General features: G+C 66.3%; 16 protein-coding genes. 12 read left to right on the plus strand and 4 right to left on the minus strand.

Annotated features, from left to right (window positions below; translation table 11 throughout):
- Positions 1–73 precede the first annotated feature (73 nt).
- Both ACOGI7_RS00770 and ACOGI7_RS00775 read left to right on the plus strand, forming a co-directional pair.
- Positions 74–1,465: an MFS transporter gene (locus ACOGI7_RS00770; protein WP_419850025.1), complete on the plus strand. Its 1,392-nt coding sequence runs from the start codon at positions 74–76 to the stop codon at positions 1,463–1,465.
- A gap of 4 nt (positions 1,466–1,469) precedes the next feature.
- Positions 1,470–1,769, plus strand: a complete 300-nt coding sequence (locus tag ACOGI7_RS00775) for a hypothetical protein (protein WP_419850026.1) — start codon at positions 1,470–1,472, stop codon at positions 1,767–1,769.
- Between the two features lie 41 nt (positions 1,770–1,810).
- On the opposite strand, the gene ACOGI7_RS00780 is transcribed toward ACOGI7_RS00775, so the two are convergent.
- The 4 genes from ACOGI7_RS00780 to ACOGI7_RS00795 are packed head-to-tail and all read right to left on the minus strand — an operon-like array spanning position 1,811 to position 5,036.
- A complete protein-coding gene (locus ACOGI7_RS00780; RefSeq protein WP_419850027.1) occupies positions 1,811–2,371 on the minus strand; it encodes a PIN domain-containing protein in 561 nt (186 codons plus the stop codon).
- A gap of 6 nt (positions 2,372–2,377) precedes the next feature.
- Positions 2,378–2,818, minus strand: a complete 441-nt coding sequence (locus ACOGI7_RS00785) for a helix-turn-helix domain-containing protein (RefSeq protein ID WP_419850028.1) — start codon at positions 2,816–2,818, stop codon at positions 2,378–2,380.
- A gap of 47 nt (positions 2,819–2,865) precedes the next feature.
- The gene (locus ACOGI7_RS00790; protein WP_419850029.1) at positions 2,866–3,876 is read right to left on the minus strand and encodes a TIGR03617 family F420-dependent LLM class oxidoreductase; all 1,011 of its coding nucleotides are present in this window, start codon (positions 3,874–3,876) and stop codon (positions 2,866–2,868) included.
- Between the two features lie 2 nt (positions 3,877–3,878).
- Positions 3,879–5,036, minus strand: a complete 1,158-nt coding sequence (locus ACOGI7_RS00795; RefSeq protein WP_419850030.1) for a hypothetical protein — start codon at positions 5,034–5,036, stop codon at positions 3,879–3,881.
- 72 nt (positions 5,037–5,108) lie between these two features.
- Between ACOGI7_RS00795 and ACOGI7_RS00800 the strand changes: the two genes are divergently transcribed.
- From ACOGI7_RS00800 to ACOGI7_RS00845, 10 genes are all read left to right on the plus strand, one after another.
- A complete protein-coding gene (locus tag ACOGI7_RS00800; protein WP_419850031.1) occupies positions 5,109–6,191 on the plus strand; it encodes a Zn-dependent alcohol dehydrogenase in 1,083 nt (360 codons plus the stop codon).
- Positions 6,191–6,553 carry a PEP-utilizing enzyme gene (locus ACOGI7_RS00805; RefSeq protein ID WP_419850032.1) on the plus strand — a complete coding sequence of 121 codons (363 nt, stop codon included), beginning with the start codon at positions 6,191–6,193 and terminating at the stop codon, positions 6,551–6,553. Before ACOGI7_RS00800 ends, ACOGI7_RS00805 begins: the two co-directional genes overlap by 1 nt.
- A gap of 4 nt (positions 6,554–6,557) precedes the next feature.
- Positions 6,558–7,004, plus strand: a complete 447-nt coding sequence (locus ACOGI7_RS00810) for a Zn-ribbon domain-containing OB-fold protein (protein WP_419850033.1) — start codon at positions 6,558–6,560, stop codon at positions 7,002–7,004.
- Entirely contained in the window at positions 7,001–7,597 is a 597-nt protein-coding gene (locus ACOGI7_RS00815) for a Zn-ribbon domain-containing OB-fold protein (RefSeq protein ID WP_419850034.1), read from the plus strand. The genes ACOGI7_RS00810 and ACOGI7_RS00815 overlap by 4 nt, the downstream gene beginning before the upstream one ends.
- Positions 7,597–8,652, plus strand: coding sequence for a lipid-transfer protein (locus tag ACOGI7_RS00820; protein ID WP_419850035.1), 1,056 nt, complete (start codon positions 7,597–7,599; stop codon positions 8,650–8,652). Before ACOGI7_RS00815 ends, ACOGI7_RS00820 begins: the two co-directional genes overlap by 1 nt.
- Complete coding sequence (locus tag ACOGI7_RS00825; RefSeq protein ID WP_419850036.1) at positions 8,652–9,818, plus strand: thiolase domain-containing protein; 1,167 nt, start codon at positions 8,652–8,654, stop codon at positions 9,816–9,818. Before ACOGI7_RS00820 ends, ACOGI7_RS00825 begins: the two co-directional genes overlap by 1 nt.
- Before the next feature lie 17 nt (positions 9,819–9,835).
- Positions 9,836–10,180, plus strand: a complete 345-nt coding sequence (locus ACOGI7_RS00830) for a hypothetical protein (protein ID WP_419850037.1) — start codon at positions 9,836–9,838, stop codon at positions 10,178–10,180.
- An 80-nt stretch (positions 10,181–10,260) separates the two neighbouring features.
- Positions 10,261–10,461, plus strand: coding sequence for a ferredoxin (locus ACOGI7_RS00835; RefSeq protein ID WP_419845449.1), 201 nt, complete (start codon positions 10,261–10,263; stop codon positions 10,459–10,461).
- Positions 10,462–10,480: 19 nt separating this feature from the next.
- Positions 10,481–11,668 carry an NAD(P)/FAD-dependent oxidoreductase gene (locus ACOGI7_RS00840; protein ID WP_419850038.1) on the plus strand — a complete coding sequence of 396 codons (1,188 nt, stop codon included), beginning with the start codon at positions 10,481–10,483 and terminating at the stop codon, positions 11,666–11,668.
- A gap of 67 nt (positions 11,669–11,735) precedes the next feature.
- Entirely contained in the window at positions 11,736–12,530 is a 795-nt protein-coding gene (locus ACOGI7_RS00845; RefSeq protein WP_419850039.1) for a TetR family transcriptional regulator, read from the plus strand.
- Positions 12,531–12,538 lie beyond the last annotated feature (8 nt).

Below are 12,538 nucleotides of genomic sequence, written 5' to 3' on the forward strand. Positions count from 1 at the left end.
CGTCGGCTCCTCGTCTAGCGTGGCCGTTCGTGCCCAGGAAATCATCGCCGAACTTCCTGAACGCAAACGCTAGGTGACCGCAGCGGCGGTGCCCCAACCGGTCACCGGGCATCCGGCGATCGGCCTGACCACGCTGGTGATCGCGGCCTCCCTCACCGGCATCGGCCTGTCGATCATGACGGTGGGCTACCCGGCCCTCGGCGAGGCGTTTCCCGGCACCTCCGACCCCACACTGTCGTGGGTGACCAACATCTTCACCATCGTGGGGGCGGCCACCCTGGTGCCCGCCGGCGTGCTGGCCGACCGGCTGGGCCGCCGGCGGATGCTGCTGGTTGGGACGCTTCTGTTCTTGGCCGGATCGGTGCTGGGCGGGCTGGCCCCCTCAGTGGCGGTGCTGATCGGGGCTCGGGCGGTGCTGGCGGTGGCCTCCTCGATCATCAACACGGCCGCGGTGGCGCTGCTGTTGGCCACGATCCCCGCCAACCGGCTGCCGTTGGCCGTTGGCATCTGGGCGGTGGCGGGCGGCACATCTTCGGCTGTCGGCCCTCCGGTGGGGGGCTTGGCCATTGAGTGGTTTGGGTGGGAGTGGATGTTCTGGCTGAACCTTCCGTTCTGCCTCGTTGTTCTGATAGTGGTGCCGCTGGTGTACCGGGAGTCCCGCAGCGGCGAGACCAAGGCCTTGCCCGATCCCCTCGGAGGAGTGATGGTGGCCGGGGCCACCGCCCTGGTCACCCTGGGCATTGTGCAAAGCGATCCGTGGGGGTGGCTGGACTGGAAGGTGGTGGGCAGCATCGTCGCCGGCCTGGTGGTGTTCGGGCTGTTCGTGCTGCGGACGTGGCACCATGCCAACCCGCTGGTGGAGCTGCGGCTGTTCCGCTTCCCCAATGTCCGCCGGAGCAACCTGGCCATGCTGGTCTTCGCGTCGTCGTGGTTCGGCATGTTCTTCGGCTTCACCGTGATCGTCATTCGATCCTGGGGGTGGACCCCCATTGAGGGCGGCTTCGCGGTGGCGCCGCTGGCATTGTTCGCCGGGGTGGTCGGCGTTCTCATCGGGCGGGTGGCGCACCGCACCGGCCATCGCATGTTCATCCTTCCCGGCACGGCGATCTATGTGGGCGGCACCATCATGCTGTGGGTGTTGTTGGGCGATGAGCCCAACGCGGCGGTGTTCGTGGCGGGCATGACCGTGATCGGGGTGGCCACCGGCATGGTGTTCCCCTCTTTGATGGCTGCCGCAGTGGTGGACGTGCCTCCCGACCAGCACTCCTTGGCCTCGGGAATCAACTTCACTTCCCAGCGGGTGGCCACCACCATCGGCGTGGCCCTCGGGCTCACCTTCGCCACCACCGCGGCCTCCGCATCGGAGGCCATCGACCTGCTCATGGGCATGGTGATAATCACCGCGCTGGTGTCGCTCCCCTTCAGCGCCCGGATCGACACCCGCCCCCACCAAGCGCAAAGCTGAGCCCATGTTCATCGCCATCGCCGACACCATCACCCTCGAGGATCCGGGCAACTTCCGTGAGTTCCATGTGGCAATGGACGGCGATGTGACCGCCGCAGTGACCGCTTTCGATGGCCGGGCCGCCGCCTCAGAGCGGGACAACCACCTGTGGATCGACATCGCCTTCGTGCGGGAGTTGGCCGGCGACGCCGCCGACGCCGAGTGGGAGGCCCAGTTCGACGGCATGCTGGCCTACGCCAACTCCAAAGGCTGGATCGACGAGCCCGCCAACCGAGTAGAGGCCCACATCCAGCCGCCGGGCTGATCGCCACTGCACGCGCTGGCGAGAGAGCTGGCCGCTGACCCTCAGCCCTTGAGGGCGGCGCTGAGAGCTTGGGCAGCGGTTGGAGTTCGCTGTTTTAGGCGGTCTAGGAACTCTTGAACGCTGATCGGGGGGTTGCGCAGTTCAGATAGCAGGCGACTGATGATGGCTGGCATTCGCTCGGAGAAGTCCTGGACGAGCATCGCAATTGCTGAATCGGCATTGAGTGCTGATAGCCCGAATGGAGCAACTGCTCCGTCAGGGAAATCGCGAAGGTTGTTGGTAACGAGTAGGTCGCAGTCGGCATTGACTGCGGCGTAGAGGACATGAAGGTCGTCCGCGTCAGGGAGAGCGACAGGTAGAAGGGTGATCTTGGCGGCAGCCACGTTCGATTTGGGGAATGCCGCGTTGATCGTGGAGATGAGGTAGTCGACTCGGGAGGGCTCGATTCCCCTTTGGTTGGTGAGCACGTTGCGAGTCTCGTTCAGAACTTCGTCGCTCCAGCGAAGGTCGATGAGCCTGGCTTCGGCGATAGTGAAGAAGATGTCTCGGATTTGAGCGTCTACGAGGATGTTGGCGTCGAGGAAGATGCGGGGGCGTCTCAACGGCGCTCAGTCATAGAGGCCAAGTTCTTGCGATGTACGGATGATCTCGCTGATTTGTTCTGAGCGCTGGTGCCGACAGCTTTCGCGGTAGGCGAGCAGATCTGGAGTTGAGATGCGTCGGTGAGTTCCGACTCGGGTGGCGGGCAGCTTCCCCTCGTCTACGAGTTTGACCACTGTGGGCCGGGTGACATCGAGGAGGTCGGCGGCTTGACCAGTGGTCAACACGGGAGGGAGGGCCTGAAGCTCTATAGCGTGAGCGCCTGGACCCATCCTGAGAAGGTCCACGATGGCTAGCGCGATCTCTCCGGCCACCTCGCACTCTGAGTCTTTGACGCCGAGTCGCAGCGAGGCCCCCGCGAGCAGCTTCTTGGAGACGGCCTCAGCAAAGTCTGAATACGCCGTTGCGTCTGATGCGCCGTCGGGTCTTGAAGTGGTCGCGATGGCCATGAAACCAGTCTAGCCACAAACGCAAGAAACGAAAACGAAATTGACCCTCAGCCCTTGAGGGCGGCGAAGAGTTCGGCGACTAGGGGTTGGGGGGCGCCGTGGAGGGAGAGGTGGATGCGGTCGGCTAGGCCGCCGAAGCGGGACTTGATCTCCTTGGCGGCTTCGGTGGGGGTGCCTTGGACGCTGAGGGTGTGGACCATTTCGTCGTCCCACACGTCGCCGATGTCGCCCCAGCGGCCCTGTTTGGTGAGGCGGTTCAGCTCGTCTTGGAGCTCGCCCCAGCCGTGGGCCTCGAGCACTACCCGGTAAGCGGGGGTGGAGCCGTAGAACCCCAGGTTGGAGCGGCAGAGCTGTTCTACCCGCCAAGCCTCCGACTCATCGGCGTCATCTCCATACAACCCGACGATTACCCCCACGCCGAAGGTGAACTCGTCCCGGCTGCGTCCGGCGGCGGCCAGGCCCGCCGTCACCGCGGGAAGCGTCTTAGAGCGCAGGAAGAGCTCGGAGCAGAACGGGTGGATCAAGATGCCGTCGGCGGTCTCGGCCACCATCTTGGTCATCTTCGGGCCCAGCGCCCCAGCCCAAATGGGGGGCGTCCCCCACTCCAGCGGCTCGGGCTCGAATATCGGGGTGGAGAGCGTGAAGGTGTAGTAGTCGCCCTTGAAGTCGAGGGGATCGCCATCCTGCCACCGGGCGAAAATGGCCTTGGTGGCTGCCATCAGCTCTCGCATCTGAGCCACCGGCCGGTCCCACACCGCGCTGTAGCGCTTGGTGATGTGGGGCTTGATCTGCGATCCCAGGCCCAAGGCGAACTTCCCGTCCGACAACCGGTGCAGGTCGAACGACTGGTAGGCCAGGTGCATCGGGCTGCGGGGCAGGGCGATGGCCACGTTGGTGTAGAGGTCGAGGCCGGTGTGCTCGGCCGCGGCCAGCAGCGGGAAGAACACGTCGCGCTGGCCCTCGAACGTGAACACCCCGTCGACTCCCATGGCCTGGTAGGCCTCGGCCTGATCCCGGACCCCCGCCAGATCAGCAGAGAGCGGCATGTCGATCTTCACTATCAGGAGCCTTTCAAGCGGGGGAACATCGGGAACGGCACTTCCTCGGCGTCCTCCTGTTCGGGCAGGCCGCCGGCGAAGATGGGCCACACCGTCTCGGCGGTGTGGGGGTGGGGGAGGGACCAATCGAACTCGTGGTCGATGCCCAGCATGTTGGTGAACGGCCACATCAGACCCCGGAAGTAGACATGGGTGCCGTTGCGGACCTTTTCCTCGAACGTCCACGTGTTCATCAGCCGGTAGGCATCGGCCTGCGCTTTCTTGACCGTGGCCAGGATCTCGGGCATTTCCTCCCGGTCCACCGGCGCCAGCTCCCCTCCGGGGCGGGGCTCGAACACCGACATGGCCTCCAGCCAGGCCAGGTTGTCGGCCGGAACCGAGAACGTGGTGGACAGATCGTTCACCCGGTTGTGGATGCCGGGTCGGAACACCAGGCCCACCACCAGGTTCTGATAGGGCACGTCGGCGGCCACGTGGCTCCAGGGGATCCAGCTCTGGGCCAGCGAGGAGAATTCCCGCACGATCATGTGGCGGCCGTTGGGCAGCGGGTACGGGCCGGTGTCGCCGGTGCCCAGCCGAGTGTCCAAGTACAGCAGGAACAGGTACTGCTGGAGTCCGGCCACAAACCGTCGCGCCGTGCGGTTGCCGCCGTCACCGTCTACCGGCCAGGCGGCCTCATAGAGGGTGCTTATGATCTCGGGGTCGCAAGTCCGCAGCGTGTCGGCCGCATCCCAGCACGAGCGGAAGCCGTCGCCCCGCCACGGCTCCACCCAGCGGATCCAGTAGTCCATGAGGAAGCGCACCCTGTCCTCCACGTCGTCCACCTGGGTGGTGAGCCCCATGGCCGACAGCTCCTCAAGGGCCCGCCAGCCGCCGAATGGGATGCACACGAGGGCGAAGGGGTGGGCGTTGGTGGTCTGGGTTCCCGGCCCCCGCATCTTGGCCCCGAGCTCGGAGGCATCGAGCACCTCATCGCACCGGGCCAAAATGTCGGGCCAGCGAAGCCAGGCCTCCATGCCCGAATAGCCGGTGTACTCCCGCACCGGGATCAGTCCCGACGTCAGGCCGGTGCGCTTCTTGGAGTTCTCCGAGACCAGGATGTCCCAGAACTCCACTTGCCGGTTCAGCTCCTCAAGATCCAGCGGAATGGTTTGGGGCATGGCTGATGACACTAGCCATCGGTTTGGCAGCAAGGTGTGTCGTGGAAGCCAGGCTCGGCCTACGATCCTTCAATGCTTGCGGCGATTATGCGAGAAGTGGGCGAGGTCAATCTCGACGTATGCGACGACGTCGAGATGCTGGATCTGGGCCCCGATGATGTAGCCATCAAGATCACTCACACCGGCGTATGCCACTCCGATGTGTCGGCCATGAACGGGACCATTCCCCAAGCTGCCCCGGCGGTGCTCGGCCACGAGGGCGCGGGGATCATCGAGGAGGTGGGTTCCAATGTGGACGACCTCGCCCCTGGCGACCACGTGATCGTGATGTGGTCGCCGCCCTGCGGGGAGTGCCTCTATTGCACGGGTCGCCACCAGCCCAACCTGTGCGTCAACATCACATTCGGCGAGATGGCCCGGATGAAGTTCACCCAGGGCGGCCAGGAGATCGGCGGCATGGCCGGAGCGGGCACGTTCGCCGAGAAGATGCTCATGCCCCGCCAAGGAGTGGTGAAGATCGATGACGACATCCCCTTGGACGTGGCCTCACTCATCGGCTGCGGGGTGATGACCGGGGCCGGGGCCGCCTTGAACACGGCCAAGATCAGCCCGGGCTCCTCCGCGCTGGTGATCGGCGCCGGAGGGGTCGGCGTGGCCGCCATTCAGGGCGCCAGGATCGCCGGGGCGGCCGAGATCGTGGCGGTGGACAAGAACCCGGCCAAGCTTGACGAGGCCATCTCCTTCGGGGCCACCCACGCGGTGCTGCCCGAAGACCTGGAGGGGGCCAAAAACGAGATCACTGGCGGCGACGGATTCGACTACGCCCTGGAGTGCGTCGGCGTGCCCGCCCTCATGCGCACCGCTTACGACATGACCCGTCGAGGCGGCACCTGCTGCATCGTGGGCGTGGGCCGCATGGAGGAGATGGTCTCCTTCAGCGCCTTCGAGCTCTTCTACAACGAGAAGACCCTGGTGGGTTCCTACTACGGCGGCACCGATGCGCGCAGCGACTTCCACCGACTGCTGCGGCTGTGGAAGACCGGCAAGCTCGACTTGGAGCGCATGATTACCCGGCGCATCACCATTGACGAGATCAATCCGGCCCTCGAGGCAGTGCGCAACGGCGAGGTTGTGCGCCAGGTCATCGAGTTTTGATGGGCGAAATTGTGGGCCGGGGCAGCCCGGTTTTCTCGGGCATCTCCGGCCAGGGCCGGCTGATGCGATTCGACACGCCGGACGACGTGATCGCGGTGCTCGACGCCGGTGATGATGTCGCCTCTGAGACGGTGGCGCTGGTGAAAGACGCGGGGGCCACGTTTTTGGCTCCCATTGAGGCCGATCTAGCCGGAATCCTGTGCCGGTCGGGCGACATCGAGAGCCACTTAGCCATCATCAGCAGGGACTTCCAGATCCCTTGCCTTATGGGCGTGGAGTTCGACGGCGACGAGCCGGCTGATGGGACCACAGTGATCATCGACACCGACGCGGGCACCATCTCGGTGGACGGGGAGGGCTAAATCGATGGCGGAGCGGCTTCGGGCTGATTTGGTGCTGGAGTACCCCTTCACCCGGACCACCGGCCCGGTGATCGGCGCGTTCCTCACTGGTCTGCGAGAGGGGATCATCCTGGGCATTCGCCGTCCCGACGGAACGGTGCTGTGCCCGCCCACCGAGTACGACCCGGAGAGCTCTGAGCCATTGACCGATCTGGTGGAAGTGGGCCCGGGCGGGGAGCTGATGAGTTGGACCTGGGTGGACCCGCCCCGGTCCCAGTCCCCATGGGATCAGCCCCACGGATTGGGATTGATCCGCCTCGACGGGGCCGACACCCCAATGGTCCACGGACTGCTGGTGGATGGTTCCGACCAGTTGTCGGTGGGGATGCGGGTGACGGCCCGATGGCGGCCGGAGCGAGAAGGCCACATCGCCGATCTTGAGGGCTTTGTGCCCGAGGGGGCCGACCAATGAGTGCCGATCCGAGTGTTCCCCCCGCCGCGCTGTCGGGCGAGGTGAGCCTGCCCGAGCAGCTGGCCGATGTGGAGCAGGTTCGGTCGGTGCGAACCCCCATCCGCCTGGAGTACGACTTCATCCCCGGCGCGGCTTCTTCGGGGTATCTGAATGCCTTCGCCGACCGCAAGATCCTCGGCCAGCGGTCCCCGGTGGACGGGGCGGTGTTCGTGCCCCCTCGGGGGGTTGATCCCCGCCACGGTGCGGCCACCCCCGACTACGTGGAGTTGCCCGACACCGGCCATGTGGGGGGCTTCTGCGTTACCCGCCTGCCCATTCCGGGCCGGGACGATCTGGAGATCCCCTATGTGAGCGCCTGGATCCACCTCGACGGCGCCGACATCGGCTTTCTGGGCTTGGTGGCCGGGATCGACACCTCTGAGGTGCGCATGGGAATGCGGGTGCGGGCGGTGTGGAAGCCTGACGACGAGCTGGGCCGCACGGCCGAGAACATCTTGTACTGGGCGCCCACCGGCGAGCCCGATATCCCGGTGACCGCCGCCGGCACCAACGCCTGGCACGCCAAGCAGGCCGCCGCCGGAGAGCAAGGCTAATGCGCGACATCGCCGTGGTCTCGGTAGCCCAGCACCAGGAGAAGGCCCTCACCCACACCACCGAGGTGGAGCTGATGGTGCCGATCATCAACGAGGCCCGGGGCGCGGTGGGCCTCACCCAGGACGACATCGGCTTCACCTGCTCGGGAAGCAGCGATTTCCTGGCCGGTCAGGCGTTCTCATTTGTCCACACCCTGGACGCGGTGGGCGCGGTCCCGCCCATCAGCGAGAGCCACGTGGAAATGGACGGGGCCTGGGCCCTGTACGAAGCGTGGGTGAAGCTCCAGATCGGCGGGGTGGACACCGCGCTGGTGTACAGCTACGGCAAGTCGTCGCCCGGATCGCTGCGCGATGTGCTTTCCACCCAGCTAGACCCCTACTACTTGGGGCCGCTGTGGCCCGACGCCTTCTCTATGGCCGCGCTTCAGGCCCGCATCATGCTGGAGTCCGGGGCGGTCAGCGAGCAGCGCCTGGCCGAGATTGCGGTTCGCAGCCTCAACGGCGCGGCCGACAACCCGCTGGCGGTGCGGAGTTCAGCCGAGGCCACCGCCGAGAGCGTGCTGGCTGAGGCCCCCATCGCCGATCCGCTGCGGCCTAGCGACTGTGCGGCTTCCGCCGACGGAGGCGTGGCCGTGGTGCTGGCCGCTGGCGACCGGGCCCGAGAGCTGTGCGAGCGGCCCGCGTGGATCAAAGGGATTGACCACCGCATCGACCCCCACCAGCCAGGGGTGCGCGATCTGACTCGAGCCCCGAGCGCCCAGTTGGCCGCGGCTCATGCCGGAGTGAGCGCCGACCGATTGGATGCCGCCGAGGTGGCCGCCCCGTTCACCACCCAAGAGCACATCTTGGAGCTTGAGCTAGGATTGGGCAACGGCACCGCCGTCAACGCCAGCGGCGGGGCGTTGGCCGGCCACACCATGATGGCCGCCGGCCTTATGCGCATCGCCGAGGCGGCGGCCCAGATCCACGACGAGCGGGCCGACCGGGTGCTGGGCCACGCTGCGTCGGGTCTCTACCTCCAGCAGAACCTGGTGTGTGTGATGGAGGGGGAGTGATGGCCGAGCGCACCGCAGTACTGGGGGTTGGACAGACCAAGTACCAGACCACCCGAGGCGACGTGTCTCTGCCCGGCCTGGTGCGGGAGGCCGCTTATCGGGCGCTCGAAGACGCCGAACTGGATTGGAACGACATCGACGCCGTGGTGGTGGGCAAAGCCCCCGACTTTTTCGAAGGGGTCATGCAGCCCGAGCTGTACTTGGCCGAGGCGCTCGGGGCGGTGGGCAAGCCGCTGCTGCGAGTCCACACCGCGGGTTCGGTGGGCGGGTCTACCGCAGTGGTGGCCGCCTCGCTAGTGCAAGCCGGCATCCATCGCCGTGTGCTCACCCTGGGATTTGAGAAGCAGTCGGAGTCCAACGCCACCTGGGCGCTGTCTTTGCCCCAGCCATTCTCGGTATCGATCAACGCCGGGGCCGGCGGCTACTTCTCGCCCATCATCCGCCAGTACATGGCCCGCACCAACGCCCCCGAGCTGATCGGCTGCATGGTGGCGTTCAAAGACCGCCAGCACGCCTTGCGCAATCCGTATGCCCACCTCCAGCAGAAAGATCTGACCTTCGACCAAGTGGTGGAGTCGCCCATGTTGTGGGAGCCGATCCGGTTCTCTGAGACCTGTCCGTCGTCCGACGGTGCCTGCGCGCTGGTGCTGGGCGACGAGGCCGCCGGGGACGCCTCCACCAAGCCGGTGGCCTGGATCCACGGCGCGGCCCTGCGCAGCGAGGCCAACAACTTCCCCGGGCGAGACGAGGTGAACCCCCAGGCCAGCCGGGACTGCGCCGACGATGTGTTCGCCCAGGCGGGCATCACCGACCGGCGGGCTGAGATCGACGAGGTGGAGATCTACGTGCCGTTCTCGTGGTATGAGCCCATGTGGTTGGAGAGCCTGGGGTTCTGCGAGATCGGCGACGGCTGGAAGCTGGTGGAGGAGGGCGCCACCCATCTCGACGGCGGGGACCTTCCGGTGAACTGCTCTGGCGGCGTGCTGTCGTCCAACCCCATCGGGGCCTCCGGCATGATCCGCTTCGCCGAAGCCGCCCTCCAAGTGCGGGGCATGGCCGGCGACCACCAGGTGGACAGCGCCCGCAAAGCCTTCGGCCACGCCTACGGCGGCGGTGCCCAGTACTACGCCATGTGGATCGTAGGTTCCGACAAGCCCACCTCCTGAACAGGCAAGCTAGTGAGGTGAAGCGCTTCGCCTGGCTGCTGGTGTGCCTGTCGCTCTTGATCTTGTTGGGGGCGTGCGGCGGTGAGGGCAAGGGCGACATTGTGGCGTTTTGCGAGCTGGCCGAAGACGGGGTGGGGATGCGTCCGGCAGAAGGCGAGCAGGAATTAGCCCAGTTGGATGCCCTAGAGGACGCCGCGCCACCCGACATCCGCGAGGCGGTCACCACCGTGGCCAACGCCTCCCGAGAGATCGACGAGATCGAAGACCTCCAAGAACTGTTCAGCAAAGCCTTCGCCCTAGAAGAGGCAGTAGCCACCGCCCGCCAACAAATCCGCACCTACACCCAACACCACTGCTTCTAACTGACAAGAGGCTCGATGGTGACTAAGTGGGGGTTGGTTGGGTAGGGTCGGGGTGTCTTTTTGGGAGATGGGAGGAACCGATGGGATACCGGGTGGTTGTGGACTACGACCTGTGCGAGAGCAACGCCATTTGCATGCAGGTCGCTCCTGACATTTTTGAGGTGCGCGATGACGACTTTTTGTACCTGCTGAACGAGACCCCGGGGGATGAGGCCCGCGAGCGGGTGAACGAATCGGTCCAACGCTGCCCCAAGCAGGCCATCTCCGTGGCCGAGGAGTAGGCGCCCGCTGCGCTCAATAGTGATTGTCGGAGCGTCGCTGGCCGGAACCCGGGCGGCGGAGGCGCTCCGGCGAGACGGATTTGACGGGGCCATCACCATCATCGGCGATGAGTCCCACCAGCCCTACGACCGGCCTCCCCTGTCCAAGCAGCTCCTCGCCGGGGAATGGGAGCAAGACCGCATCGCGCTTTCCGACGATGACTCGCTCCAAGAACTAAACGCCGACTGGCGGCTGGGCCGCCGGGCCGCCGGGCTTGACGTTGCCAGCCGCACCGTCACCCTCGACGACGGCTCAACGGTTGCCGCCGACGGCATCCTTATCGCCACCGGGGCCCGGTGTCGCGAGCTGCCCACCAACGGCCTCGACGGCATCTACACCCTGAGGGGCCTCGACGACTGCCTGGCCATCCGAGCAGAGCTGGAGGCCTCCCCGCAGCGGGTGGCGGTGGTGGGGGCCGGATTCATCGGCGCCGAGGTGGCGGCCACCGCCCGGGAGCGGGGCCTGGAGGTCACCGTGATCGAGGCCCTGCCGGTGCCGCTGGGGCGCGTATTGGGCACCGAGATCGGCACCGTGTGCGCCGATGTGCACCGAGACCACGGGGTGGACCTGCGGCTCGGCGTGGGTGTCGACGGCTTCGACGGCCATGGCCGGGTGGAGCGGGTGAACCTGAGCGACGGCACATCGGTGGACGCCGATGTGGTGGTGGTGGGCATCGGGGTGATCCCCAACACCGAGTGGCTGGAGGAATCGGGGCTGGAGTTGGACAACGGGGTGGTGTGCGACGAGACATGCCTGGCCGCCCCGGGCATCGCCGCGGCCGGAGACGTGGCCCGCTGGCCCAACCCCCTGTTCGGCGAGATCATGCGGGTGGAGCACTGGGACAACGCCATTGCCCAGGGCCAGCATGCCGCGCTTCGCCTGCTGGCTTCCGACGACGAGGCCCAGCCCTACTCCCCGGTGCCCTGGTTCTGGAGCGACCAGTACGACCGCAAGATCCAGCTGGCCGGGAGGGCCCGACCCGACGACGAGGTGCGCATCATCACCGGATCGACCGAAGAGCGGCGCTTCGCTGCCCTCTACGGCCGAGCAGGCCGACTGGTCGGCGTGCTCGGCTTCAACCGCCCCCGCCATGTGATGAAGTACCGCAACCTCATCGAACAAGGCACCAGCTTCGAAGACGCCGTTGAAATCGCCGAACAGGAATAGCCACTCGCAGCCACGAGTTTCCGGTACGCGCTGGCGGTAGCAAGGGAATCCGAATAAGAGTGGAGGCATGGGTCCTCCCGGCGAGTTCCCCATCAGCGAGCTGGTAGCTCGCACCGGAGTGCCGGCTGCCTCCATCCACCACTATCGGCGGCTGGGTCTTTTGCCCGCGCCCCGCCGAGCTGCGGCCAACCGCTTCCTCTACAGCCAGCGCCACGCCGAGGCGGTGGAGCAGATCAGGGAGCTGCGAGAGCGGCACCGCCTGCCCCTGCGCCACATCGCCCAGATCATGAACGCGGAGAGCCTTGATCACGAAGAAGTGGCCCACTTGGCCGACAGCGGCGAGCAGTTGCAGGACGTGGCCATTCAAGAGTTCGCCTTGAGGGGCTACACCGAGGTGAGCGTGGCCGACATCTGCACCCAGGCCGGGGTGGCCAAGGGGACGTTCTACCGCCACTACCGCTCGAAACAGGACCTGTTCTTCCGAGCGGTGGAAGCGGTGGTGGACAACACCGCCGAAGATTTCGCCGCCTCCGTCGCCGGCCAGGTGGGGCTGAGCCGCCAAGAGCTCACCCGCCGCTTGGCCGAGGCGCTGCTGCCCGGCCTTCCCATCATGCTGGAGGTGGCCAAGCGCTCGGTGCAGGGCCAGGTGGAGCACGCCGCCGCCGCCCAGCGGGTTTTCTGGCGACTGGCCGAGCGACTGGGAGAGGCCCTGTCTGATGATCCCCGGGGGCACCGGCTCGCCGGAACCCTCATCATGGACGCCATCGCCCACATTTTCGCCGAGAGCCTCATGGGTCGTTTCGCCGATCGCCCCAACTTCGAGGACTCCGGTGCCGCCAATGCCTTGACAGCCCCTGATTGAGCGCGTAC

It is taken from the genome of Candidatus Poriferisocius sp. (genome assembly GCF_965204145.1).
Taxonomy (GTDB): Bacteria; Actinomycetota; Acidimicrobiia; order Acidimicrobiales; family Bin134; genus Poriferisocius.

What these genes read in the sequence shown, in the direction of transcription:
- ACOGI7_RS00810 (WP_419850033.1), top strand. Translation starts at nt 6,558, where the DNA reads ATGGCGGAGCGGCTTCGGGCTGATTTGGTGCTGGAGTACCCCTTCACC.
- ACOGI7_RS00785 (WP_419850028.1), bottom strand. Translation starts at nt 2,818, where the DNA reads ATGGCCATCGCGACCACTTCAAGACCCGACGGCGCATCAGACGCAACG.
- ACOGI7_RS00775 (WP_419850026.1), top strand. Translation starts at nt 1,470, where the DNA reads ATGTTCATCGCCATCGCCGACACCATCACCCTCGAGGATCCGGGCAAC.
- ACOGI7_RS00795 (WP_419850030.1), bottom strand. Translation starts at nt 5,036, where the DNA reads ATGCCCCAAACCATTCCGCTGGATCTTGAGGAGCTGAACCGGCAAGTG.
- ACOGI7_RS00825 (WP_419850036.1), top strand. Translation starts at nt 8,652, where the DNA reads ATGGCCGAGCGCACCGCAGTACTGGGGGTTGGACAGACCAAGTACCAG.
- ACOGI7_RS00835 (WP_419845449.1), top strand. Translation starts at nt 10,261, where the DNA reads ATGGGATACCGGGTGGTTGTGGACTACGACCTGTGCGAGAGCAACGCC.
- ACOGI7_RS00800 (WP_419850031.1), top strand. Translation starts at nt 5,109, where the DNA reads ATGCTTGCGGCGATTATGCGAGAAGTGGGCGAGGTCAATCTCGACGTA.
- ACOGI7_RS00820 (WP_419850035.1), top strand. Translation starts at nt 7,597, where the DNA reads ATGCGCGACATCGCCGTGGTCTCGGTAGCCCAGCACCAGGAGAAGGCC.
- ACOGI7_RS00845 (WP_419850039.1), top strand. Translation starts at nt 11,736, where the DNA reads ATGGGTCCTCCCGGCGAGTTCCCCATCAGCGAGCTGGTAGCTCGCACC.
- ACOGI7_RS00805 (WP_419850032.1), top strand. Translation starts at nt 6,191, where the DNA reads ATGGGCGAAATTGTGGGCCGGGGCAGCCCGGTTTTCTCGGGCATCTCC.
- ACOGI7_RS00815 (WP_419850034.1), top strand. Translation starts at nt 7,001, where the DNA reads ATGAGTGCCGATCCGAGTGTTCCCCCCGCCGCGCTGTCGGGCGAGGTG.